25 protein-coding genes are annotated in these 23,755 nt (G+C 62.8%); 18 read left to right on the forward strand and 7 right to left on the reverse strand.

The annotated features are described in order from the left end of the window. Positions 1-86 precede the first annotated feature (86 nt). Positions 87-1,037 (forward strand): Nudix family hydrolase, encoded by a 951-nt coding sequence (locus tag PAN08_RS03520; RefSeq protein ID WP_269790160.1) that lies wholly within the window; start codon positions 87-89, stop codon positions 1,035-1,037. Here the strand turns inward: PAN08_RS03520 and PAN08_RS03525 are convergent. From PAN08_RS03525 to PAN08_RS03535, 3 genes are all read right to left on the reverse strand, one after another. After that, a complete protein-coding gene (locus PAN08_RS03525; protein ID WP_269790161.1) occupies positions 1,027-1,635 on the reverse strand; it encodes a DUF4124 domain-containing protein in 609 nt (202 codons plus the stop codon). The genes PAN08_RS03520 and PAN08_RS03525 overlap by 11 nt on opposite strands. A gap of 57 nt (positions 1,636-1,692) precedes the next feature. Then, positions 1,693-2,523: a methylenetetrahydrofolate reductase [NAD(P)H] gene (gene metF, locus PAN08_RS03530; RefSeq protein ID WP_269790162.1), complete on the reverse strand. Its 831-nt coding sequence runs from the start codon at positions 2,521-2,523 to the stop codon at positions 1,693-1,695. A 102-nt stretch (positions 2,524-2,625) separates the two neighbouring features. Continuing rightward, the gene (locus PAN08_RS03535) at positions 2,626-3,384 is read right to left on the reverse strand and encodes a hypothetical protein (protein WP_269790163.1); all 759 of its coding nucleotides are present in this window, start codon (positions 3,382-3,384) and stop codon (positions 2,626-2,628) included. Positions 3,385-3,549: 165 nt separating this feature from the next. Here PAN08_RS03535 and PAN08_RS03540 point away from each other — a divergent pair, with 165 nt between their 5' ends. The 3 genes from PAN08_RS03540 (at position 3,550) to proP (ending at position 6,366) form a co-directional block, all read left to right on the forward strand. Further along, positions 3,550-4,104, forward strand: a complete 555-nt coding sequence (locus tag PAN08_RS03540; protein ID WP_269790164.1) for a DUF3228 family protein — start codon at positions 3,550-3,552, stop codon at positions 4,102-4,104. 8 nt (positions 4,105-4,112) lie between these two features. Beyond that, a complete protein-coding gene (locus tag PAN08_RS03545) occupies positions 4,113-4,538 on the forward strand; it encodes a DUF2809 domain-containing protein (RefSeq protein WP_269790165.1) in 426 nt (141 codons plus the stop codon). A gap of 298 nt (positions 4,539-4,836) precedes the next feature. Beyond that, positions 4,837-6,366, forward strand: a complete 1,530-nt coding sequence (proP, locus tag PAN08_RS03550; RefSeq protein ID WP_269790166.1) for a glycine betaine/L-proline transporter ProP — start codon at positions 4,837-4,839, stop codon at positions 6,364-6,366. Positions 6,367-6,458: 92 nt separating this feature from the next. Here the strand turns inward: proP and dusB are convergent, their stop codons facing one another. From dusB to PAN08_RS03565, 3 genes are all read right to left on the reverse strand, one after another. Next, positions 6,459-7,457: a tRNA dihydrouridine synthase DusB gene (gene dusB, locus PAN08_RS03555; RefSeq protein WP_269790167.1), complete on the reverse strand. Its 999-nt coding sequence runs from the start codon at positions 7,455-7,457 to the stop codon at positions 6,459-6,461. A gap of 94 nt (positions 7,458-7,551) precedes the next feature. Next, on the reverse strand, positions 7,552-8,502 hold the full coding sequence (locus tag PAN08_RS03560; protein WP_269790168.1) for a ribokinase: 951 nt from the start codon (positions 8,500-8,502) through the stop codon (positions 7,552-7,554). Positions 8,503-8,532: 30 nt separating this feature from the next. After that, positions 8,533-9,831: a nucleoside transporter C-terminal domain-containing protein gene (locus PAN08_RS03565; protein WP_269790169.1), complete on the reverse strand. Its 1,299-nt coding sequence runs from the start codon at positions 9,829-9,831 to the stop codon at positions 8,533-8,535. Positions 9,832-10,031: 200 nt separating this feature from the next. Between PAN08_RS03565 and PAN08_RS03570 the strand changes: the two genes are divergently transcribed. The 4 genes from PAN08_RS03570 to PAN08_RS03585 all read left to right on the forward strand — a co-directional run bounded on the left by PAN08_RS03570 (position 10,032) and on the right by PAN08_RS03585 (position 14,995). Next, positions 10,032-11,003 (forward strand): aldo/keto reductase, encoded by a 972-nt coding sequence (locus PAN08_RS03570; protein WP_269790170.1) that lies wholly within the window; start codon positions 10,032-10,034, stop codon positions 11,001-11,003. A gap of 406 nt (positions 11,004-11,409) precedes the next feature. Beyond that, on the forward strand, positions 11,410-11,604 hold the full coding sequence (locus PAN08_RS03575) for a hemin uptake protein HemP (protein ID WP_057633428.1): 195 nt from the start codon (positions 11,410-11,412) through the stop codon (positions 11,602-11,604). Between the two features lie 152 nt (positions 11,605-11,756). Next, positions 11,757-13,961 (forward strand): TonB-dependent hemoglobin/transferrin/lactoferrin family receptor, encoded by a 2,205-nt coding sequence (locus tag PAN08_RS03580; RefSeq protein ID WP_269790171.1) that lies wholly within the window; start codon positions 11,757-11,759, stop codon positions 13,959-13,961. 101 nt (positions 13,962-14,062) lie between these two features. Next, positions 14,063-14,995, forward strand: a complete 933-nt coding sequence (locus PAN08_RS03585; protein ID WP_269790172.1) for a DUF6607 family protein — start codon at positions 14,063-14,065, stop codon at positions 14,993-14,995. An 82-nt stretch (positions 14,996-15,077) separates the two neighbouring features. Here PAN08_RS03585 and PAN08_RS03590 read toward each other — a convergent pair whose 3' ends face one another. Next, complete coding sequence (locus tag PAN08_RS03590) at positions 15,078-15,431, reverse strand: DMT family protein (protein WP_057633454.1); 354 nt, start codon at positions 15,429-15,431, stop codon at positions 15,078-15,080. Between the two features lie 240 nt (positions 15,432-15,671). Between PAN08_RS03590 and PAN08_RS03595 the strand changes: the two genes are divergently transcribed. The 10 genes from PAN08_RS03595 to PAN08_RS03640 all read left to right on the forward strand — a co-directional run bounded on the left by PAN08_RS03595 (position 15,672) and on the right by PAN08_RS03640 (position 23,617). Next, positions 15,672-16,385 (forward strand): response regulator transcription factor, encoded by a 714-nt coding sequence (locus tag PAN08_RS03595; protein ID WP_057633435.1) that lies wholly within the window; start codon positions 15,672-15,674, stop codon positions 16,383-16,385. Between the two features lie 112 nt (positions 16,386-16,497). Then, positions 16,498-17,769: a HAMP domain-containing sensor histidine kinase gene (locus PAN08_RS03600; protein WP_269790173.1), complete on the forward strand. Its 1,272-nt coding sequence runs from the start codon at positions 16,498-16,500 to the stop codon at positions 17,767-17,769. Between the two features lie 149 nt (positions 17,770-17,918). Further along, on the forward strand, positions 17,919-18,299 hold the full coding sequence (locus tag PAN08_RS03605; RefSeq protein ID WP_269790174.1) for a diacylglycerol kinase: 381 nt from the start codon (positions 17,919-17,921) through the stop codon (positions 18,297-18,299). A gap of 55 nt (positions 18,300-18,354) precedes the next feature. After that, a complete protein-coding gene (locus PAN08_RS03610; protein ID WP_269790175.1) occupies positions 18,355-19,104 on the forward strand; it encodes a TerC family protein in 750 nt (249 codons plus the stop codon). Between the two features lie 140 nt (positions 19,105-19,244). Further along, positions 19,245-19,886: a LemA family protein gene (locus PAN08_RS03615; protein ID WP_269790176.1), complete on the forward strand. Its 642-nt coding sequence runs from the start codon at positions 19,245-19,247 to the stop codon at positions 19,884-19,886. 40 nt (positions 19,887-19,926) lie between these two features. Beyond that, positions 19,927-20,772: a TPM domain-containing protein gene (locus tag PAN08_RS03620; RefSeq protein WP_269791154.1), complete on the forward strand. Its 846-nt coding sequence runs from the start codon at positions 19,927-19,929 to the stop codon at positions 20,770-20,772. Further along, the gene (locus tag PAN08_RS03625; protein WP_269790177.1) at positions 20,772-21,263 is read left to right on the forward strand and encodes a TPM domain-containing protein; all 492 of its coding nucleotides are present in this window, start codon (positions 20,772-20,774) and stop codon (positions 21,261-21,263) included. The genes PAN08_RS03620 and PAN08_RS03625 overlap by 1 nt, the downstream gene beginning before the upstream one ends. A gap of 88 nt (positions 21,264-21,351) precedes the next feature. Further along, complete coding sequence (lgt, locus tag PAN08_RS03630) at positions 21,352-22,257, forward strand: prolipoprotein diacylglyceryl transferase (RefSeq protein WP_269790178.1); 906 nt, start codon at positions 21,352-21,354, stop codon at positions 22,255-22,257. Next, positions 22,254-23,048 (forward strand): thymidylate synthase, encoded by a 795-nt coding sequence (locus PAN08_RS03635; protein ID WP_269790179.1) that lies wholly within the window; start codon positions 22,254-22,256, stop codon positions 23,046-23,048. The genes lgt and PAN08_RS03635 overlap by 4 nt, the downstream gene beginning before the upstream one ends. Positions 23,049-23,125: 77 nt before the next feature. Beyond that, positions 23,126-23,617 carry a dihydrofolate reductase gene (locus PAN08_RS03640; protein WP_269791155.1) on the forward strand — a complete coding sequence of 164 codons (492 nt, stop codon included), beginning with the start codon at positions 23,126-23,128 and terminating at the stop codon, positions 23,615-23,617. Positions 23,618-23,755 lie beyond the last annotated feature (138 nt).

Genomic DNA, 23,755 nt, shown 5'->3' on the forward strand with positions numbered 1-23,755 from the left:
CGGCCGAGCCTGGCCCGGCCCTACCTTTTTGTTCTGACCGCACATGCCCGTTGCGTGTCCGGCCGGGTTTTCGGCATTCTCAGCCAATGAATTCACCCCTGCGCTCGATCCATGTCGTGGCCGCCGTCATCACTGACGCGCGCGGCCGCATCCTGCTCAACCGCCGCACCGGCAACAGCGACATGGCGGGGCTGTGGGAATTCCCTGGCGGAAAGCGCGAGCCCGGCGAAACCTCAGAACAGGCGCTGGTGCGTGAGCTGCACGAAGAACTCGGCATCGACGCACAGATCGGCGAATGGCTGATGGAAGTGCCGCAGCTCTACCCGGACAAGCGCCTGCGCCTGGAAGTGCGCATGGTGCGCGACTGGAAGGGCACGGCGCGTGGCCGGGAAGGCCAGGCGATCACCTGGGTGACGCCGGACAAACTGTCGCGCTACTCGATGCCGCCGGCCGATCTGCCGGTGGTGGCTGCCCTTCGCCAGCCCGACCGGTACCTGGTTACGCCCGAACCTCTGCAGGGAGCGGAAGCGTGGTTGGGCGGGATTGGCGCGGCCATTGAAGGCGGCATCCGCCGCATTCACCTGCGCACACCGCAGGCCGACGAGCGTGCGGCATTGGCGCGCCATGTCGCCGAGCGCTTCGCCTCGCAGGTGGATGTGCTGCTCAACCGCGACATCGCGCTGGCACGCGAGCTTGGCGTGGGCGTGCATCTGGGCGGCGAGCAGTTGCTGTCGCTGTCAGCGCGGCCGTTGCCGGAGTCGTTGCCGGTTGCCGCGTCCTGTCACGATCTGGCGCAGCTGCAGGCCGCACAGCGGCTGGGCTGCGACTTCGTGGTGCTGGGGCCAGTGCAGCCCACCGCGACGCATCCGGGCGCCGCTCCGTTGGGCTGGGAGGCCTTCGAGCAGTTGCGCGAGCAGGTGTCGTTGCCGATCTATGCGATCGGCGGCATGGCCGCGGCCGATATCGAGACCGCGCGCCGGCATGGTGCGCTGGGCGTGGCAGCGATCCGTTCGCTGTGGCCTGCGCCTACAGCGTGATCCAGAAGCAGTTGTACTGGCGTCGCAGCCGAAACACGGTGCGCGTCGGCGTGCTGCTGCGGGGCAGTGTCTGTTCCAGCCGCAGGGCAACCGGGCGGCGTGGCGGTACGGCGGCGTTACTGGTGACCGGGGCCGTCGCGGACTGCGCCGGATCTACCGGGGTGCCGTCGGTATAGGTGAAGGGTTCGGTAGGTGCCGGTTCGTAGGCGGGTGCTTCGGGAAACACCGGTGCGATGTCCAGCAGCGGACGCTGCACGATTTCATGCAGGCGATCCATAACCTGGGTGGCGGCGGCAGTGGACAGCCCGTTCCACAGATAGATGCTGGACAGGCGGTTGGCGTCCTGGGCCTGCGCGGCGGATTGAATCTGCCCTACCAATTCACTGAGACGACGTGCGCAGCTGTCGCGATAGAGCCCGCTGCTACCGGCTGGGCGTGGCTGCAGCAGCCGCGCGCGGGCGCCCATGACCTCGCAGGGTTTGTCGCCGTAAACCGTCTGCCCCTGCGCGTTGGTGCAGCGATTGACCTGCTGTGCATGCGCGTTGAACGCCAACAGGGCAAGGCAGCAGGACAACAACAGCAGCAACGCGGTTCGCATCGCGCAAGCGTAGCGGCTGTGCCGGTTTGCAGGAAGTGACGGCGGTGGCGTTGTTGATCAGGCGCTGCGCAGACGTTGCAGTACTGCGTGGGTGGGCTTGGCCAGATTCAGCGTATAGAAGTGCAGCGACGGCGCGCCGCCACTGATCAGGCGCTCGCACAGCGTTGCGACTACGTCGGCGCCAAAGCTGCGTACGGATTCGGCGTCATCGCCAAAGGCCTGCATGCGCTTGCTGATCCAGCGGGGTATCTCGGCACCGCATTGTTCGGAGAAGCGCCGCAATTGGCTGAAATTGGAGATGGGCATCACGCCAGGAATGATGGGCACGTCTACCCCAATTTTGCGTGCCGCATCGACGAAGTGGAAGTACGCATCGGCGTTGTAGAAATACTGGGTGATGGCCGCATCGGCACCGGCGTCGATCTTGGTCTTGAAGTGGCGCAGATCGGCTAATGCATCGCTGGCCTGCGGGTGGGTCTCCGGGTAGGCCCCGACTTCGATGCGAAAGGCATCGCCATGCTCGGCACGGATGAAGGCGATCAGTTCAGAGGCATAGCGCAGGTCACCGGGAAACCCCATGCCTGAGGGCAGGTCACCACGCAGGGCGACCAGGCGCTTCACGCCGATGGCGCGGTACAGCTTGAGCAGCTCGCGGATCTCCTCGCGGGTGCCGCCCACGCAGGACAGATGTGGCGCTGCCTGCAGACCGTGGTGCTGGTTGAGGTGGCGCACGGTTTCGGAGGTATAGCTCAGGGTTGAACCGCCCGCGCCAAACGTGCAGGACACGTACTCGGGGGCATGCACCTTGAGCTTGGCGGCAGTGCGGTCCAGCTGGGCACGCTGGTCGTCGGTCTTGGGCGGGTAGAACTCGAAGCTGATCGCGGTCATGAGAATGGGCCGGGCATAGCAGGATGCTCGGCATTATATCTCTCCATCAAGATGGATGTGCAATGGTTTCAGGCGAGACCGCGATCCTGCAGCGCGTGGGCCTCAGTGCGCTCGCTCGGCTGGCCGTTGCGGCAACCATGCAACGCAAGCGGCAATGGCCAGCAGCAACACGCAGGTGCCGGCATAGCGGCTCATTGCCAGGCCGCCGTGGTTGATGGGTTTGTCGAGAAAGTCGCCGATCACGGCGCCAAGCGGCCGGGTAAGCACGAACGCTGACCAGAACAGCAGCGTGCGCGAAGTCCGGGTTGTGGCGTACACCAGCACGATAAGGGCGAGCAGGCTGGTAAATAGCGCGATGCCGCCGCGGTAGCCCAGCCCTTGTGTGTCAGCGGCCCAATCGCCCAGCGCGGTGCCCAGCGTCTGCGAGAACGTGATGGTCACCCAGTAGAAAACTTCGCTATGCGGCGTATTGATGCGGGAGACGGATACCGAGCCCGTCGCCTGCTTCCACAGCCACAACGAGACCAGCAACAGCGATAGCAGCAATGCGGTGCCGGCGCTGTAGCCAACGCCAAGCGAGCGGTTTACATAGTCGGCCAGAGTAGTGCCGACGGTGGTGCTGGCGATGATGGCGTACCAGTACAGCCAGGGTTGAAAGGCGCGCGCATGGATCTGCGCGGCAACCGCCATGGCAAACACCCCGGCAAACAACGCCGTGCTCAGAAGATAGCCAAGATTCATCGACATGCTCACGGCATCGCCACCGACTTCGCCCAGCGTCGTGGCCAGTATCTTGATGACCCAGAAGCCGAGGGTGATGGCTGGCATTTTGATTGCATCATGGGAATCAATGTGGCGCATGACACTGCTCCGTGGGGACAATGAGCACTGTCGGCGCAGGAACGTCGGTGCTTTGTCGTACTCGCGTGGCCACGGCACCAGCGCTCACCGGCTGTTCAATGCGTCGCTACTGCCATCGCGCGCGTCGATCACCGACAATGTGTGCAGCCTCCGAAAGACGTCGCCATGTCCATTCATCTCACTTCGTTTGCCCGCACTCGTTTGTTCCCGCGTACGCCGCGTCCCAATACCATCCAGAATTGCAGTGCCGACCAGTTCGAGCAGCACTTGAATGCGCATGCGCCGGACAAGGTGATTGATGGCTATGCGCCGTTCTGCAAGTTGTTTGTCTATCGCAACTGGACCAGCACCCGCTGTCTGACGGTTCCCATCACCGACGACAACCGCCATCTGCTGCGCTCGGCGTATGAGGCGCGCACGCGCGACGAGCTGCCGGTGCTGGTGCGGTGGTTTGAAGGTGTGGAGTCGCCGGTTGCCGACTATTTGGTGGTCATCATGTACAGCCGCGAGCAACTGGAAAAGGAGGGCTCGGTTATTGATGCGCAGTGGGGTGTGGTTGGGTGCCTCTACACCGCTGCTCCGGAAGAGATTCCGATGGCGCCGATCACCATGATGCGCAATGCACTCGGGGTGGAAGAAGGCGGCTCCGGCGTGCCAATGGATCGCGGGGCTTACCGCGATGCGGTGGCGTTCTGGGAAAACAACGCCAACTGGCGATGAGGTCGGACATGTCGGTTCTGCATCAACGGCTGTCGCTGCGTTTCAGTTGGCCGCACGCTGTGCTGGCGATGGTGGTGTTCGTGATGGAGGTGGCCATCGCCACACAGTTGCCGCACGTCTCGTGGATACGTGCGTATCTGGGCGACGTACTGGTGGTGGTATTGATCTACGCCGCTGCGAGAAGTGTGCTGCGGGTCAATGACCATATGCTGTTGCTTGCGGTATTCGTGTTCGCTTGCTGCATTGAATTCGCGCAGTACTTTCGGCTTGCGGAAATGTTGGGATTCGTGCGTGGCGACGTGATGTACACGGTGATCGGCAACACTTTCTCCTGGGGCGATATCGGCTGTTACGCGGTGGGGTGCGTGGCGACGGCGCTCGTTGTTTTTTACAGAAATACGCTTGTTTCAAGGCAATTCAAGCAAGCGCGTTGAATGCATTCGCACGCGCGGATGAATGCGTGCATGGCCTGATCTTTAGATTGTCTTAACACCTGCCCGCGTAAAGTAAGCGGGCTCGGTACCTCACGCGCTTCGCGCAGGGCATTCACGCCTGGGTATCTGGACAGCCGGCATTTGGCCTTTCCAGGCTTGTTCCTGGTCCTTTCTGTCCCCGACCGTTCCTGCAGCGTCGCTGCGGGTCATTCATTCGTGCGCATTACGGCCTGCGCTGGATTCATTGTGTCCAGGCCATTGCACGCATCCTACTCACTCATGGGAGGACTGGTCCTGCATGTCTACAGGTGAACCCGCTATTCGTAATGAACCGCTGCAGATCGACGACATCACCGTCATCGACAAGGGCAGAGTCAAAAAAGCCGTCACCGCCGCTGCGCTTGGCAACGCAATGGAATGGTTCGATTTCGGTGTCTACGGCTTTGTTGCCTATGCCCTTGGCAAAGTGTTCTTCCCCGATGCATCGCCCAGTGTTCAGACCATCGCCGCGCTGGGTACCTTCTCGGTGCCATTCCTGGTGCGTCCCTTGGGGGGCGTGTTCTTTGGCGTGATGGGCGACAAGTTCGGCAGGCAGAAAGTGTTGTCGGCCACCATCATCTTGATGGCGATCAGCACGTTCTGCATCGGCTTGATTCCGTCGTATGAAAGCATCGGCATCCTCGCACCGGTTCTGTTGCTGTTGTGCAAATTGGTGCAGGGTTTCTCGGTGGGTGGCGAGTACACCGGCGCGGCTGTGTTCGTGGCGGAGTTCGCGCCCGACCGAAAACGCGGTTTCCTGAGCAGCTGGCTGGATTTCGGCTCCATTGCCGGCTTTGTGCTCGGTGCCGGCGTGGTCGTGGTGCTGAGCAGCATCCTCGGTGAAGTGCGGTTTCTGGAGTGGGGCTGGCGCGTACCGTTCTTCCTGGCTGCACCTCTGGGTTTGATCGGCCTGTATCTACGCAATGCTGCAGAAGAAACACCGGCCTTCACCGAGCAGTTGGAACGCATGGAGAAGGAAGACCAGGATGCGGTGGGTAGCGCGCCGCGCATCTCTTTCCGGGAGATCACCACCAAGTATTGGCGCTCGTTGCTGGCCTGCGTGGGCATCGTGCTGGTCACCAACGTGACCTACTACATGCTGTTGACGTACATGCCGACGTATCTGTCACACAACCTGCATTACTCCGAAGACCACGGCGTGCTCATCATCATCGTGGTGATGATCGGCATGTTGTTCGTGCAGCCACTGGTGGGTTGGGCCAGCGATCGCATCGGTCGCAGGCCGTTCATTGCTGCCGGTAGCATCGGTTTGTTGTTTGCAGCAATTCCTGCATTTCACCTGATCAACAGCGGCAATATTGGCTGGATCTTTGTCGGCCTGCTGTCGTTGGCGGTGTTGTTGAACTGCCTGATCGGTGTGATGGCTTCAACGCTGCCGGCCATGTTCCCCACGCGTGTGCGTTACAGCGCGCTGGCTACGGCGTTCAATATTTCGGTGATTGTCTGCGGCCTGACGCCGACGGCCGCTGCATGGTTGGTGGAGGCGACGGGCGATCTGATGATGCCGGCGTACTACTTGATGGTGGTCGCCGTGGTGGGGTTGGCAACGGCCTTTTTGATGCGCGAAACCGCCAATCGTCCGCTGCATGGCGATACGCCCAATGCGTCCAGCAGACACGAGGCGCGCGAGTTGCTGCAGGAGGCCTACGACCACATCGAAGCGAGCGTGGATGATCTGGATGTACAGATCGACGGCTTGCAGACCCGAATCAGCGATCTGCAGCAACGCAAGCAGGCCTTGGTCGACCGGCATCCTGATCTGGTGTGAGGGGTTGAGCGCGGATGACAGCTTGTCTCCGCGCATTGCTGCGATACCTGCTTACCCGAGGCTAGGTCGGGGTAGTTGAAATACGTCGCGAATCAGGTCGCCGGCGACAATGCCGGCAGGTCGGCTGCAATCAACCCATCGAAGTAATCGCGGGTCAGCCGCAACTGTGCATCGGCGCTTTCAGCGGCGTTGACCACGGCACGGAAGGCGGCATTTTCGGGGCGATCCTTGGCGTACCAACCCAGGTGCTTGCGCGCGATGCGCACGCCTTGCGGTTCACCGTAAAAGGCATGCAGGTCGATGAGGTGGGCGATCAGGATGTCGCGGACTTCCTGCAGCGATGGCGGCGGCAGTTCTTCGCCGGTTGCCAGGTAGTGGCCGATCTCGCGGAAGATCCACGGCCGGCCTTGTGCGGCACGGCCAACCATCACCGCATCGGCACCGGTGTGCTTGAGCACCTGCTCGGCTTTCTGGGGGGAATCGATGTCACCGTTGGCGAGCACCGGGATGCGCAGCATCGCCTTGATACCGGCGATGGTGTCGTACTCGGCCACGCCGGTGTAGTGCTGGTCGCGGGTACGGCCATGCACGGCCAATGCGGCGATGCCGCTGTCTTCGGCGATGCGTGCAATGCGGGGTGCGTTGCGTACGTCGGCACACCAGCCGGTGCGGATCTTCAAGGTGACCGGCACCGGCACCGCATTGACCACCGCTTCAAGAATACGAGCCACCAGCGCTTCATCCCGCATCAACGCGGAGCCGGCCCAGGCATTGCACACCTTCTTCGCCGGGCAGCCCATGTTGATGTCGATGATCTGCGCACCGTGGTCAACGTTGTAGCGCGCCGCTTCGGCCAGCTGCTGAGGCTCGGTGCCGGCGATCTGCACACTGATCGGCGCCGGTTCACCGGCATGGTCCATACGGTGGATGGATTTGCGGGTATTCCAGAAGCGCGGATCGCTGATGGTCATTTCCGACGCAGCCAAGCCTGCGCCCAGCTGCTTGCACAGCTGCCGGAAGGGCTTGTCGGTGACGCCCGCCATGGGAGCGAGCACCACGTTCGGGGCGATGGTGTAGGGGCCGATCTGCATGCTGCGTATTGTAGTTGCCGGACGAGAGCGTGGGGCCTGAACGGCATGACGGCCCGTTTCCGGGCCGTCATGGAATCAAACGATGTAGATGGACTCAGGCGTCGGCCGGCGTCATCCGCGGCATCGACACCGCTGCGCCTTCCTGCTCGGTGGAGCGTGCGGCGTACTGATTGGCAAAGCGCACGTGCTTGATGAACGACGCTTCCGGTGCATATGCCAGCGAGGCGGCCAGCGCGCCGTTGAAAGCGTCGCCGGCGCCGGTGGTGTCCACCACCTGCACCGACTCGGCGGCCACGCGGTAGTACGGCTGGCTGTCGCCACGCAGCTTGTCTTCGTCATGGGAGACGAACACACCCACTGCGCCCAGCGTCACCACCACGGTGCTGCCCGACAACTTGCGGCACAGCGCGTGCAGGCTGGCACCGTCGAGCGCGGCAACGTCATCGGCTTCCAGGCGCTCGCCGACATGGCGGCCGAGCAGGGCGGCGAACTCGGTCTCGTTCGGGGTGAGCACATCGGCCAGCTTGAGCAGGCTGATGGTGGACGGAGCGTTGGCCGGTGCGGCATTGAGCATGGTCAGCACGCCGGCTTCACGGGCCAGGGCCAGCACCGCTTCGATGGTTTCCACTGGCGATTCCAGCTGCGCCAGCAGCACTTTGGCGTTGCCGATCAGGTCCGCGTTGGCGGCCATGAACTCCGTGCTCAGCGAGGCATTGGCGCCGGCGCCGATCACGATGGAGTTGCGACCACGGCCATCGACGTAGATACCGGCGGTGCCGGTCGGCTCGCTGCTGGCCTCGGCCACCAGGACGATGCCGTCAGCGGCTGCCAACTGGCGTGCCAGCGTGCCGCCCGCGTCGTCGCCCAGGGCGCAGACGAAGCTGGCCTCGGCGCCGGCACGGCGGGCCGCCACGGCCTGGTTGAAGCCCTTGCCGCCCGGGCCGGTGCTGTAGCGCCCGGCAATGGTCGCCCCTGGCGCGGGCAGGGCATCGCAGCGCCAGACATGGTCGACATTGAAAGAACCGGCAACGACAACAGAACTCATGGAATCTACGTCTCTAAGGTGGCTGATGAATCAGCCGAAATGGGTCAACACGCCGGCGATGGTGGCGGTCATCAAGGTGGCAACGGTGCCGCCTAGTACCGCACGCAGGCCGAACTTGGCCAGGTCCTGGCGACGATCCGGTGCCAGGCCGCCAATGCCACCAATCTGGATGGCGATGGAGCTGAAGTTGGCGAAACCACACAGTGCATACGTGGCGATCAGGCGGCCTTCTTCACTCAGGGTGACGCCCGGGACGTTGCCCTTGATGATTTCCGACAGGTCCATGTAAGCCACGAACTCGTTGATCACGACCTTCTGGCCGATCAGCGAGCCCACGGTGGTGGCATCGGCCCACGGTGTACCGATGACCCAGGCAATCGGGGCCAGCACATAGCCGAAGATGGTGGCCAGGTTGGTCGGCTTGCCAATGGCCTGGGACAGGCCGGTGATGTCACCGATCCAGGTCAGCGGTGCATTGAGCAGGGCGATCAGGGCGATGAAGGCCAGCAGCATCGCACCGATGTTCAGTGCCAGACGCAGGCCATCAGCGGCGCCGCCGGCAGCCGCGTCAATGATGTTGGAAGAGGTTCTCTCTACTTCCATCTTCACCGTGCCACGGGTCAGCGGGGTACCGGTTTCCGGTACCAGCAGCTTGGCGATCACCAGCGTGGCCGGCGCGGCCATGATTGAAGCGGCCAGCAGATGCTTGGCGTAGAACGCCTGTGCGGCGGGATCGCCGCCGCCCAGCATGCCCACGTAAGCAGCCAGAACGCCGCCAGCAATGTGCGCCATGCCGCCGATCATCATCGTGATCAGCTCGGACTGGGTCATTTTGGAAATGTACGGGCGCACGGTCAGCGGCGCCTCGGTCTGGCCGATGAAGACGCTGGCGCAGACGCTGGTGGTTTCAGCACCGGACACGCGCATCACCTTGGTGATGGCCGCCGCCATGACTCGCACGATGGCCTGCATCACGCCCAGGTGGTACATCACGCCCATCAGCGCCGAGAAGAAGATGATGGTCGGCAGTACCTGGAAGGCAAAGATGAAGCCGTACTTGGGGATGTCCATCAGGCTGCCGAAAATGAAGTTGGAACCTTCATTGACGAAGCTCAGGATCTTGACGAAGCCCTTGCCCAGCCAGTCGAACACGTCGCGGCCGCCGGGAACCAGCAGCACCAGCGCGGCAAAAGCGATCTGTAGCGTGATGCCGGTGGCAACCAGCTTCCAGTCCACTGCCTTCTTGTTGTTCGAGAACAGCCAGGTGATGCCAAGAAGCACCGCCAGGCCGAAGAGGCCGAAGCCGATCCTGCCCAAACCTTCGACCATGATGAATCCCCGGGCGAGCCCGCAAAAGACGCAAGCCTAGAGCAGCGGCTTATGCCCGGCAAGAATCTTCTGGGCATATGCAGTCAACTGCCCGGATTGCGCCGGTATCGGCAAGGTCTGAGGGCTGAACGGACGGGCCGGACAGTTACACTGGCGGCCCTTCCGCGCCGATGACGCGGTCTGAAATTCTGGAGTGAGCCATGCAATACCGTCGTCTCGGGTCGTCCGGCCTGCAGCTTTCCGCCCTGTCTTTTGGCGCTTGGGTGACCTTTGGCAGCCAGATCGGGCGCGATGAGTCCCGCAACCTGGTCGCTGCGGCCTGGGACAACGGGGTCAACTTCTTCGATAACGCCGAGGGCTATGCCAAGGGCCGCGCCGAGCAGGTGATGGGCGATGTGATCGCCGACCTGCGCCTGCCGCGCGACGGCTTTGTGGTGTCCAGCAAGGTGTTCTTTGGCTCGGCCGAAGACCCCGCACCCACCCAGCGCGGGCTGTCGCGCAAGCATGTCACCGACGCCTGCCACGCCGCGCTCAAGCGCCTGCGGGTGGACTATCTGGACCTGTACTACTGCCATCGCCCGGATCCGGAAACGCCGATCAGCGAGACCGTGCTGGCCATGGACACCCTGGTCCGCCAGGGCAAGGTGTTGTACTGGGGGACCTCGGAGTGGTCCGGCGCGCAGATCGCCGAAGCGGTGGCCTTTGCCCGTGCCAACCATCTATATGCGCCGACCATGGAGCAGCCGCAGTACAACCTGCTGCACCGCCAGCGCGTGGAGCAGGAGTACGCGCCGCTGTACGCCGATGCCGGGCTGGGCACCACCATCTGGTCGCCGCTCGCTTCGGGCCTGTTGACCGGCAAGTACAACGACGGCATCGCCGCCGATTCGCGGCTGGGCCAGCCCTCGTTGGAGTGGCTGCAGACCTCGGTGCTGGGCGAGCCGGCCGATGACCGTCTGGGCAAAGTGCGCAGGTTCAGCGCGCTGGCAGCGGAGTTGGGTGAATCGCCGGCGCAGTTGGCCATCGCCTGGTGCCTGCGCAACCCCAACGTGTCCAGCGTGATCCTGGGCGCCAGCCGCGTATCGCAGCTGGAGGAAAACCTGCGTGCGCTCGATGTACTGGAGCGCGTGGATGCGCAGGGTTGGCAGCGGATTGAAGCCATTTTTGGCTGATAGCTGCTGGCTCTGGCAGCGATGGCATGATCCAGAACGGCCCGGCCTCGCACCGGGCCGTTCTGCTGTGCGGGCCTCGGCGTACAAACATTGCCCCGGGTAAGTGCGGCGCAGCCGGGCGTTGTGCCGGAAGTGCAGTGATGCAATGGGACGGGCAGGAAACCTCGCGGAACGCTTGCTCAGCCAGCGAATAAGGCGCCTTCCGGGTGGGCTGCGTTTACCCGGCTGCAAAGAGGTGTTCACCGTGCACGGTTGCCGCCGATCCCCATTCCTGCCTCTCCACTGGCCTCGGCGGGTGCCAGGGCAACCTTGTTGACGATCAGGGTCAGATCTTTTTGCGAATGGGTCTTGCATTGGTATTGAGAATCATTATCATCAACTCCGTCCCCAGCACGGAATCACCTCGATGTCCGCTCAGCCCATCCTGCTTCGTCCTCGTACCCTCCACCTGCCGCAGCGCCCGGTCCAGTTGATGTCGGCTGACGGCGTTGTCGACAGCGGCGCCCTGCTCAAGGGGCAGCGTGAAATCGTCATCCAGCATGGCGACAAGTTCTATCGCTTGCGTCATACCAGCAACGACAAGTTGATCCTGACCAAGTAACTGCAGGCCGCATTCCCTGTGGGCCGGCGCCGCAGCGCGCTTTGCCCGTCTGATGCGCAGCTCTCTCCCCCCCTTGGCCGCGGCTGGGTTGTCCTCCAGGCAGCCCAGTCGCTCCGCCAAGGGTTCTGCATCCCAACGGATTCCAGACTTCCATGATTCGTCCAACTGTTCTGAGTGCCGCACTGTGGGCGGTGCTTTCTCCCGTGCATGCCGAAAACTCGGCATCGCCGGACACACGTGATTTTGATCGTGTGCAAGTCACCGCCACCCGTACCGAGCGTGCCGTCAGCGATGTCGCCGCAACGGTGGACGTCATCGACCGCGAGCAGTTGGACAACCAACTCGTGCACGACATCGCCGACCTGGTCCGCTACGAGCCGGGCATCTCTGTCACCCGGAACGCCACGCGCTTTGGCCTGGGGGGGTTCCGCATCCGTGGCTTGGACAGCAACCGGGTGTTGATCCAGACCGACGGCATTGCCATGCCGAAGAGTTTCGACATCGGCAGCTTCGCCAACGCCAACCGCAATTTCACTGATCTGGAAACGCTCAAGCGCGTGGAAATCGTGCGCGGCCCGGCCAGTTCGTTGTACGGCTCCGATGCGTTGGGTGGCGTGGTGGCTTTCGTCACCAAAGACCCGGCCGATTACCTGAAAGACGGCAAGGACAGCTATGTCGGCCTCAAATTTGGCTATGACGGTGACTGGCAGGGATTGCTGGGTAGCGTTACTACCGCATTTGGCGGCGAGCGTTGGAGCGGCATGGTCAACGTCAACCATCGCCAGGGCCAGGAAACCGGCAACAAGGGCGATGTCCGCAGCCACGACTACACCCGCACTGCGTCCAATCCACAGGAGCGCGACGGCCGCAGCGTGTTGTCCAAACTGGTTTATGCGCCGGACGAGAGCCAGCGTTTCCGTCTGACCGTGGAAGGCAACGAAGACATCACCGATACCGACGTGTATTCGTCAATCAACGACAAGCATCCGACGCCTTCCGCACGCACCACCACCGCTATGACCGCGCATGACAAGCAGACGCGCGCGCGCGTTTCGTTTGCGCATGAAATGGATGCGTTGAACGCGTCATTCGCCGACAGTCTGCGCTGGCAGGTGTACCGTCAGGACAGCGAGACCACGCAGGTCACCAACGAAGGCCGCACCAACGGCAGCCGCCGCCATCGCGAGTTCAACTTCGACCAGCGGGTGTATGGCGCGCAGGCGCAGTTCAACAAGGGCCTGCAGACCGGCAATGTCGAACATGCGCTGACCTGGGGCTTTGATGGCGCATGGACCGAAGTTCACCAGAAGCGTGATGGCTTCCAGGTGTTGGCCAACGGCACTACCAGCACCACCATCCTTCCTGATGCCTTCCCGGTGCGTGACTTCCCGATCAGCAAGACCACCGAGCTGGGCCTGTATGTGCAGGATGAAATGCGCATGGCCGGTGGCCGGTTGTCGTTGGTGCCGGGCCTGCGCGTGGATCACTACCGTCTCTCACCGGAACTGGACGGCATTTTTCGTGAGGACAATCCGGACATGCCAGTCGCTTCGCTGAGCAAGACCAGTGTGTCGCCGAAGCTGGGCATGGTGTGGCGTTTTGATGATGCGTGGTCGTTGTTTGCCGGTTATTCGCACGGCTTCCGCTCGCCGCCGTACAACGACGTGAACCTGGGCTTCACCAACGTCATGTTCGGTTACACCGCCATTCCCAATCCGGATTTGAAGCCGGAAACCAGCAATGGTGTTGAGCTGGGCATGCGCTATCTCACCCCGGCCGCTTACGTCAGCGTCAGCGGCTACTGGAACGACTACAAGGATTTCATCGAGTCGCAGCGCAACGTTGGTCGCAACGCGCAGGGCTTGTTGGTGTTCCAGTCGCAGAACATTTCCGAAGCCCGCATCTATGGCGCGGAATTGAAGGCGGGTGTGGATTTCGGCCAGCTCAACGCCGCGCTGGAAGGTTGGTCGTTGCGCAGCGCGCTGGCGTGGTCGCATGGCCAGAATCGCACCGAGGATGTGCCGCTGGATTCGGTGGACCCACTGCGTGGCACAGTCGGCCTGATGTATGACCGCGATGCGTGGGGCGTGGAACTGGCCGGCACCTTTGCCAAGCGCAAGACCCGCATCGCCGATGCGGACGCTTACCGCCCGGCGGGCTACGGCGTGCTCGACTTGATGGGCCATTGGGAGTTCGCGCCGGGTGCCAAGTTCAACGTCGGCGTGTTCAACCTGGCAGACCGCAACTACATCGACTGGTCGAGCATCACCTCGACGCTGGGCTCTGGCAGCACAGTCATCGACCGCTACAGCAATCCGGGGCGCACGGTGTCGGCCAGCGTCGCGGTGTCGTGGTAATCCAAAGCCTTCTCTCTCTGGTTCCGCAAGGGCCGGCTCCGAAGGATCTGCTGCGGCCACGGATGGCCATTCCCTCTTCGCAACGCACAAAGGAACGCTCAATGAAGCTCCCTCACGCCAGCCTGTTGTTGCTCGTCACCGCCTGCGGTGCCGCCAGTGCAGCACCTGCCAGCACCGCCCGTGATCACGATTCCATCCTCGCCATGCAGGGCGAGTACACCGTAGATTTCGCCTTTGACGAAACCGTCCTGCTCAAGCCCGGCTATGAGCGCGCGGCGGCCATGCGCAGCGGCGGTAATGAAGTGGTGATCGTGATCGAAGACACGCCACAGCGCATCGTGTTGCAGCATCTGCTGGTGGATGAGAAGAGCGGCCATGTCACCAAGCATTGGCGTCAGGACTGGGTATATGAAGCCCCCAACCGTTTCGAGTTCAGCGTCGAGCAGACGTGGCAGGTGCGGAGCATTCCCGCAGCGGTGAACCAGGGCGCCTGGACCCAATGCGTGTATGAAGTCAGTGATGCCCCACGATACTGTGGGACGGGTAAGTGGAGTTATGACAACAACGTGCCGACCTGGACCAGCGATCTCAGCTGGCGCCCGTTGCCGCGTCGCGAATACACCAAGCGCAGTGATTACAACGCGTTGTCGGTAGTGAATCGCCATACACTCACGCCCAATGGTTGGACGCACGAGCAGTTCAACACCAAGGTGCAGCGCAACGCCGACGGCAGCCAAGTGGAAATCGCCCGCGAGTTCGGTTTCAACGATTACCTCAAAACCACCGAGGTGGATTTCGCGCCAGCGTATTCCTACTGGAAAGGGACGTCCGGTTTCTGGGCGCAAGTGCGGCAGCGCTGGGAGGGCTTCCTCGGCAAGGCGCCGGGTGTGCACCTGAAGACCAAGCTGGACGGCATGGCGATGATCATTCCGCTGTTCGAGCAGGCCGAGGCCATCAAGGAGGGCGCGGCGGTGGATACCGCGAAGATTGATGCGGTGTTCACGCAATACGTTGAACCGGCGGAAATCCGATAAGCCAGAGGCCCCGCATTGCGGGGCCTCCTTGTTTGCGCGGCATGAGCGGGATGAAGCAGGCCGCAACCGTTTGCTACTCCCCTTATTCCTTGAACATCAGCAACGCCGCCACCACGATCAGCGCGAACGCGGCCCAATGGTTCCATTTCAAGGGTTGATCCAGATAGGTCGCAGAGAAGACCGCGAACACCAGCAAGGTGATCACTTCCTGCATGCCTTTGAGCTGTGGTGCCGAGTACACCGCGCTGCCCAAACGGTTGCCAGGTACCTGCAGGCAGTACTCGAAAAAGGCAATGCCCCAGCTGACCAGAATGACGGTCATCAGCGGCGCCGATTTGTACTTGAGGTGGCCATACCAGGCCACGGTCATGAATACGTTGCTGGCGATCAGCAGCAATACCGGATACAGGTAGGCGGTGAAGGGCGGGGCGGGCATGAGGGGTTCGCCGGGACGGGCCGATAGCATATGCCTGTGATGTCATGAGTTCTCAAACAGGGGCATGGGGGCTTGAGCTGCTGCCTTGCGGCGCGCAGGCTGGCCCGGGCCGGAATGCTTTCGGCGGCCCTCCTGTTGCTGCATTCGGTTACGTGCAAAACAAATTTCTAACGGAAGCCTTCACATGGCTTCTACTAGCCATCCGGCATCTTTCACAAAGCTGAAGACTGAGGAGGCTCCATGCGACAGACCAAGGAATCATCCGGGCTCGTGTTGGTTGTCGAAGACAACCGCAACATCTCCGAGATGATTGGCGAGTACCTGGAAGGCAAGGGCTTTGAAGTGGACTACGCAGTCGATGGCCTTGATGGCTACCGGCTGGCAGCCGAGAACAGTTACGACGTAGTGGTGCTGGACCTGATGTTGCCGCGCCTGGATGGCATCGAAGTCTGCCGCCGCCTGCGAAACGAGGCACGCAAGTCGACGCCGGTGCTGATGCTGACCGCGCGTGACACCCTCGACGACAAACTCACCGGCCTGGGTTACGGCGCCGATGACTACCTGACCAAACCATTCGCGATCCAGGAGCTGGAAGCGCGCCTGCGTGCCCTGATCCGCCGCGAGCGCAGGCAGGTGGGTGCCGAGGTGCTGAAGGTCGCTGACCTGGTGCTGGACCCGGTCAGCATGCGTGCCACCCGTGCCGGCAGCGAACTGCAACTCTCGCCGATTGGCCTGCGCCTGCTGACTATTTTGATGCGCGAATCACCCCGGGTGGTCACCCGCCAGGAGATCGAGCGGGAAATCTGGGGTAACGGTCTGCCCGACTCGGATACCCTGCGCAGCCACCTGTACAACCTGCGCAAAATCATCGACAAGCCGTTCGACCGCCCGTTGCTGCACACGGTGCAAAGCGCCGGCTACCGCATCGCCGATATCGGCCAGCCCATGGGCTGAGTCGCGGCGGGGCGCAACCGCCGCCGAGGGTGAGAGCGGCGGTTGCGTGGGTAGGGCGTCGGTGGCAGGCGGTCAGTCCCTATAATCACGGCGGTTCAGGGGGACTGACGCAATGCCGTATGGCTTGCCGCACAAGATCAGAGTTGCGTTCATTCTGCAGGCGCTGCTGGCAAGCCTGGGTGTGTTGCTGGGCGGCTATCTGGTGTCGCTGCTGATCCAGCACGGGCTGGTGAAAGTGGTGTTGAATGACGAGGCGCAGCACTACTGGTCATTGCACGCAAAGTCGGCGGACGCACCCTTGCCCAATACCCGCTACATCCGCGGCTACCTGTTGGCTGACGGCCAGCCTGCCGAGCCCGTTCCGGCAGATCTCCGTCCGCTGTCGCCCGGGTTTCATGAGTTGGAGGCAGCCAACCAGCTCGTGCTGGTGGATCAAAAGCCCGAAGGCCGGCTTTATCTGGTGTTCCCGCAATCACAGGCGCGTCGCGCCGTGTTCTGGCTGGGTGTGGTGCCGGTGACGTTGGTGCTGCTGGCGATCTACGCACTGTCATGGCTGACCTACCGGGCTTCATGGCGGGCGGTATCGCCCGTGAACTGGCTGGCGCGGCGGGTGGCGCGCTGGGATCCGCGTTACCCCGATGCCAGTGCGCTGGCGCCGGAACAGTTGCCGGCCGAAGTGCAGGGCGAGGCAAGGCAGCTGGCACTTGCGCTGCACGGTATGGCAGGCCGGGTCAGCGAGCACGTCGCGCGCGAGCGCAACTTCACCCGCGATGCCAGCCATGAGCTGCGGACGCCCTTGACGGTGATCCGCATGGCCAGCGACATGGCGCTGGCCGACCCCGGGCTTACCCCGCGCCTGCAGCGAAGCCTGCAGCGCATTCAGCGCTCAGGCCGTGACATGGAGGCCATCGTCGATGCGTTCCTGCTGCTTGCCCGCGAAGCGAATGTGGAACCATTGTCCGAGGCATTCGATGTGGGCGAGGTGGTGCGCCACGAAGTGGATGCGGTCGCCGAACTGCTGGTCGGCAAGCCGGTTGAGCTGCGCCTGCGGATTGAGGGCCCACAACCGATGGTGGCGCCCCCACGGGTGATGCATGTCGTGGTGGGAAATCTACTGCGCAATGCCTGCCAATACACCGATGCCGGCGAGATCGAGGTGCAGGTGGGCGAGGGCAGGGTTGTGGTGCGTGATACCGGCATTGGCATGAGCAGCGATGCGTTGTCGCGGGTGTTCGAGCCCTTTTTCAGGGCCGAGGAGGGCCGGCCGCAAGGGGCTGGGCTGGGTTTGCCCATCGTGCGTCGGCTGTGCGAGCGCTGTGGCTGGCGCATCACGCTGGAGAGCACCGAAGGCATGGGTACCACGGCCACCTTGTATTACCGCTGAGACGCGTTGGGAGCGGGCTTAGGGTGCGCTGCGGACAGATGTGGCAAAATTGCCGATTGTTTTCCACCCTCCCGGTATCTCCTGCATGGCAGCCATCCTGTTCCGGCAATTCTGTTGTGACCGTCACGTGGCTGCTGGACAGGTGTGCCGTGGCTGATCAAACCGGGCATATGCCACGCGGGCCGGCCCGCATCTTCAAGGCTGCGCTGTGGTCCTGGCAGGGCTTGAAGGCCGCTTGGCTGCATGAATCCTCGTTCCGGCTGGAGGTCTGCCTGTTCGTGGTGCTGGCCCCGCTGGCGCTGTGGCTTGGTCAGGGGCCTGTCGAACAAGTGCTGTTGATCGGCTCCATGCTGCTGGTGCTGGCGATGGAGCTTGCCAATTCGGCCATCGAGGCGGTTATCGAGCGCTATGGCCCGGAGTACCACGTACTGGCGGGACGCGCCAAGGACATGGGCTCGGCGGCGGTGTTCGTGCTGATGATGAATGTTCTGCTGTGCTGGGGCTTGATCCTGGCACCGCGGATTCTCTGAGAAACCACCTGCCGGGCGGCGGTGGTAGTGACGTTTTTGTTTAAGGATTGCCTGCATGTCTTTTGAGATTCTTGCCGACCCCAATGTGTGGTTGACCCTGTTCATGTTGAGCGCGCTGGAAATCGTGCTCGGTATCGACAACCTGGTGTTCATCTCCATCGCCGTGGGGCGTTTGCCGGCGCATCAGCGCCCGGTGGCACGCCGCGTCGGCATCGCGGTGGCATGCATCACCCGCATCCTGTTGCTGGTGTCGCTGGCTTACCTGGCGCACATGGAGAGCAACCTGTTCAATGTGTTCGGCATGGGTATCTCCATCCGCGACCTGGTACTGGTGCTGGGCGGTCTATTCCTGCTCTACAAGGGCATCAAGGAAATCCGGGAGCTGGTCAGCGGCGGCGAAGATGCCGACCCGACCACCACTAAGGCCACGGCATCGTTTGGCATGGTGATCGCGCAGATCGCCGTGATCGATATCGTGTTCTCGCTGGACTCGGTGATCACCGCCGTCGGCATCGCCGACCATGTGCCGGTGATGGTCTGCGCGGTGCTGTTGTCGGTGGCGGTGATGCTGCTGGCAGCCAATCCGCTGGGCCGTTTCATCGATGCCAACCCCACGGTGAAGTTGTTGGCGCTGGCCTTCATCCTGCTGGTCGGTGCGGTGCTGGTGCTCGATGGTCTGGACGTGCACGTGCCCAAGCCCTACATCTACGCCGCCATGGGCTTCTCGGTGATGGTGGAGTGGTTGAACCTGCTGATGCGTCGCAACGCCAAGGCCCATCACGTGCCGGGTGCGGACAACTGGTAAGTGCGTGATCTGGCCGGCCATCACGCCGGTCAGGTTCACCCCGCAACAACGGAAGGGCCGGCATTGCCGGCCCTTCTTGCATGCACACGCTGCACACGGGCCGTGGCATGCTCGGCGCTTCTGTCCCCAAGGGTCCGACCATGCGCCAGTTCCTCCGCCTGATGTTGCTTGTCGTCGCGGCAATCTCGATTTCCGGGTGTGGTTACAACGCCATCCAGCAGAAGGACGAAGCGGTCAAAGCCGGTTGGTCCGAGGTGCTGAACCAATACAAGCGCCGCGCCGATCTGATCCCCAACCTGGTCAATACCGTGCAGGGCTATGCCCAGCAGGAACGGCAGGTACTGACCGAGGTCACCAACGCCCGTGCCAAAGTCGGGCAGATCCAGGTCAATGCCGATGACGCGGCCTCGCTGCAGCAGTTCCAGCAGGCGCAGGGTGAACTGGGCAGTGCGCTGTCGCGGTTGCTGGTGGTCAGCGAGAACTACCCGACGCTGAAGTCGGACCAGAATTTCCGCGACCTGCAGGCGCAGCTGGAAGGTACCGAGAACCGCATCACCGTGGCGCGTGGCCGCTACATCCAGATGGTGCAGGACTACAACACCTACATCCGCTCGTTCCCGCAGGTAATCACCGCCAAGATGTTCGGCTATGCGGCCAAGCCCAATTTCACCGTCGAGAACGAGGCGCAGATTTCGCAGCCGCCGGAAGTGAAGTTCGGCAACCCGCAGCCGGCTGCGCAGCCGCAGCAGAGCCCGCCGCCCGCGCCGGCCCCGGCGCAGTGAGTCGGCATCGGTGAGGGGCCTATTGCCACGGCTGTGGTTGCTGGTCTGTCTGCTGGGTTGCGGATGGGCAGGTGTGGCCGGTGCGCAGCAGCTGGCACCGATTCCACCGTTGGATTCGCCGGTGGTCGACACCACCGGCACGCTGGATGCCGCGCAGAAGCAGGCGCTGGAACAGCAGGCGTTGGCATTGCAGCAGCGTAAGGGTAGCCAACTGCAGGTGTTGATCGTCCCCACTACCGAGCCGGAAGAGATTTCCCAGTACGCCACGCGGGTCATCGAACAGTGGGCCATCGGTCGCAAGGGTGTGGACGATGGTGTGTTGCTGGTGGTGGCCAAGAACGACCGGCGGGTGCGGATCGAACCGGGTTATGGGTTGGAAGGCGCCATTCCCGATGCCATCGCCAACCGGGTGATTCAGGAATACCTGGTGCCGCATTTCCGGCAAGACGACTACGCCGGTGGTATCACCGCCGCGACGGCGGTGCTGGTCAACCTGATTGACGGTGAAGAACTGCCGCCGCCGGTGAGCAGTAACCGCGAGCCGGGCGGTGGCGGTGAGTCGCCGTTCCTGTTTGCGATCGTCATCGGCGTGGTGGCCTCCACCTTCATGCGCGTGCTGCTGTCACGGCTGCCGCGCGTGGTGCGAGGGTTGGTGGCCGGCGTGGTCGCCGGTGGGGCCGGCCTGCTGCTGTTGTCGATGGTGGGCGGCGGTATCGCAGCGCTGGTGGCGTTCCTGCTCTCGTTCGGCAACGCCTCCCGCGGCGGTTTCGCGCGGGGTGGTGGTTGGGGTGGGGGTGGATTTGGTGGCGGTGGCTTCGGAGGGGGCGGCGGTTGGGGCGGCGGCGGTGGTCGTTCAGGAGGCGGTGGCGCCTCGGGGAGCTGGTGATGCGTTGGTGGCGACATCTGTTTGCACCTTCCGCGCAGGCGGCGTTTCCAGAGCCGAGCCTGGATCGCATCGCCCATGCGATTGCTGACGGTGAACGCATGCACGACGGGCAGGTGATGTTCGCGGTCGAGTCCGATCTGCCGCTGTCGGCGCTGTGGCAGGGCACCAGCCCACGACAACGCGCTGACCACGCCTTCGCGGTACTGCGCACCTGGGATACCCGCGCAAACAATGGCGTGTTGATCTATCTGCTGTTGGCCGACCACGCCATCGAGATCGTGGCCGACCGCGGCCTGCGCGAGGTGGTGGACGCGGCACGTTGGCAGCAAGTGTGCGACCACCTGCGTGAGCAACTGCAGCAGGGTGACCGGCAAGCGGCGGTGCTGGCGGCGGTTACCGAGGTCTCGGAGCTGCTGGCGTTGCACTTCCCTGCGGACCCTTCGCGCCCGTCAGACAACGAGTTGCCGGACCGACCCCACCTGTTGGGCTGAACCCGCAACGGATTGACCTGACGGCATGGGTTGAGCCCGGGGGAGGCTGCCCTGAGAATAGGCAATCGTTTCGCTGGATAGCACCTGCATGATCTATCTCCATGACATAGACCCCATTGCCTTCTCACTGGGGCCGATTCAGGTGCACTGGTACGGCGTCATGTATCTGTTGGGCTTTGCTGCTGCCTGGTGGCTGGGGCGCAAACGGATCGCCGCCGGGCGCTTGCCCGGGGTGGATGCCAATGGGTTCTCCGACCTGCTGTTCTACGCGATGCTCGGCGTGGTGCTGGGCGGACGCATCGGCTACATGTTGTTTTATGCCACCTCCGATTTCCTGCACAACCCGCTGATTCTGTTGCGGGTGTGGGAGGGCGGCATGAGTTTCCACGGTGGCCTGCTCGGTGTGATGGCGGCCGGTTGGTGGTGGACGCGCAAGCACAAGCTGCATTTCTTCGACACGATTGATTTCGTCGCACCGCTGGTGCCGCTAGGCCTGGGTTTCGGCCGCTTGGGTAACTTCATCGGCGGCGAGCTGTACGGCAAATTCACCAATGCCGGGTGGGGTGTGATCTTCCCGCACGCACCGTTGAAGGACATCCCAGCGGGTCTGCCGACCATGCAGCAGCTGATGTCGACTGCGCAGATCCAGCAGGACTATGCCGCTGGCGTGCTCAACCAGTTCGCACGTCATCCCTCGCAGTTGTATGAAGCACTGCTGGAAGGCCTGGTGATGTTTGTGGTGCTGTGGGCGTTCTCGATGAAGCCCCGCGCGCGTTATTCGGTGTCCGGCCTGTTCGCACTGATGTACGGCAGCTTCCGTTTCCTGGTCGAGTTTGTGCGCATGCCTGACAACGGCGTCTATGTTGCCTTTGATTGGTTGACCCGCGGGCAGATCCTGAGCCTGCCGTTGATCGCGCTGGGCGTGGTTCTGTTGCTGATGTCGCGCCGCGCACCGGTACTACAGCCCGTCGTGCCCACTGGAGAAAAGGCGTGAAGCAATATCTGGATCTGCTGCAGCACGTACTGGAGCATGGCAGTGAGAAGTCTGATCGCACCGGCACCGGCACGCGCAGCGTGTTCGGTTGGCAGATGCGCTTCGATCTCAACCAGGGTTTCCCGCTGGTCACCACCAAGAAACTGCACCTGCGCTCGATCATCCATGAGCTGCTGTGGTTCCTGAAGGGCGACACCAACATCGGCTATCTCAAGGACAACAAGGTCAACATCTGGGACGAATGGGCCGATGCCAACGGCGACCTCGGCCCGGTGTATGGCAAGCAATGGCGCAGCTGGGCCACTGCCGATGGCGGCAGCATCGATCAGATGCAGTGGCTGGTGGAGGAGATCAGGCGCAACCCGGATTCGCGCCGGCTGGTGGTCAGCGCCTGGAACGTGGGCGAGTTGTCGCAGATGGCGCTGATGCCGTGCCACAACCTGTTCCAGTTCTACGTGCTGGATGGAAAGCTCAGCTGCCAGTTGTACCAGCGCAGCGGCGACATCTTCCTCGGTGTGCCGTTCAACATCGCCAGCTACGCGCTGCTGACGCACATGGTGGCGCAGGCAACGGGCCTGGGTGTTGGCGATTTTGTGCACACGCTGGGCGACGCGCATCTGTACTCCAACCATTACGAACAGGCGCGTGAACAGTTGTCGCGCGAACCGCGCGCGCTGCCGAAACTGTGGTTGAACCCGGAAGTGATCGATCTGTTCGGTTTCAGCTTCGACGACATCCGCATCGATGGTTATGACCCGCATCCGGCGATCAAGGCGCCGGTGGCGATATGAGTCAAAAGCAGGGAGCCGGGAGTGAGGGTGTGGGAATGGCAGACGCCGAGATTTCAGCGCCGCGCCGCGCTCCGGTTTTGCGACTGTCATTGATTGCCGCATTGGATCGCAATCGCGGCATTGGCCGTGACAACACGATGCCATGGCATCTGCCGGATGACTTCAAACACTTCAAGGCGCTTACTCTCGGCAAGCCGATCCTGATGGGCCGCAAGACCGCCGAGTCACTGGGGCGTGCGCTGCCCGGCCGCACCAATCTGGTGTTGACCCGTAGCGGCCAGGTGCCATTTGCAGGCATGCGCGCAGTGGCATCACTGGAGCAGGCGCAGGCCATCGTGGCGGAAGAAGGTGCCAGCGAGTTGTGTGTGATCGGTGGTGGCGAAATTTACCGCCTCCTGCTGGAGCAGGCCACCGATCTCTACCTCACCTGGGTGGAAACGGAAGTGCAGGCGGATACGTATTTCCCGGAAGTCGATCTGGCGCATTGGCAGGAAGTGGATAGCCAGTCGCACGCGGCCGATGAGCGTCATGCGTTCGCGTTCCGCTTCGTGCATTACAGGCGGCGTTAGGAGCGGCCTGCGAGGAGTTGTTGCAGGGACCGGCCACTGAAGGTTCACTCCCCAATCCTCGCCTTGGCCTGGCAGTCGGATAGTTCAAGCGCTCCCCACTTTCGCCGCAGCTGAAGGGAAGGGCGTTTCCCGCGCAGC

The sequence above is a fragment of the Stenotrophomonas sp. Iso1 genome, assembly GCF_027497995.1.
Lineage (GTDB): Bacteria > Pseudomonadota > Gammaproteobacteria > Xanthomonadales > Xanthomonadaceae > Stenotrophomonas.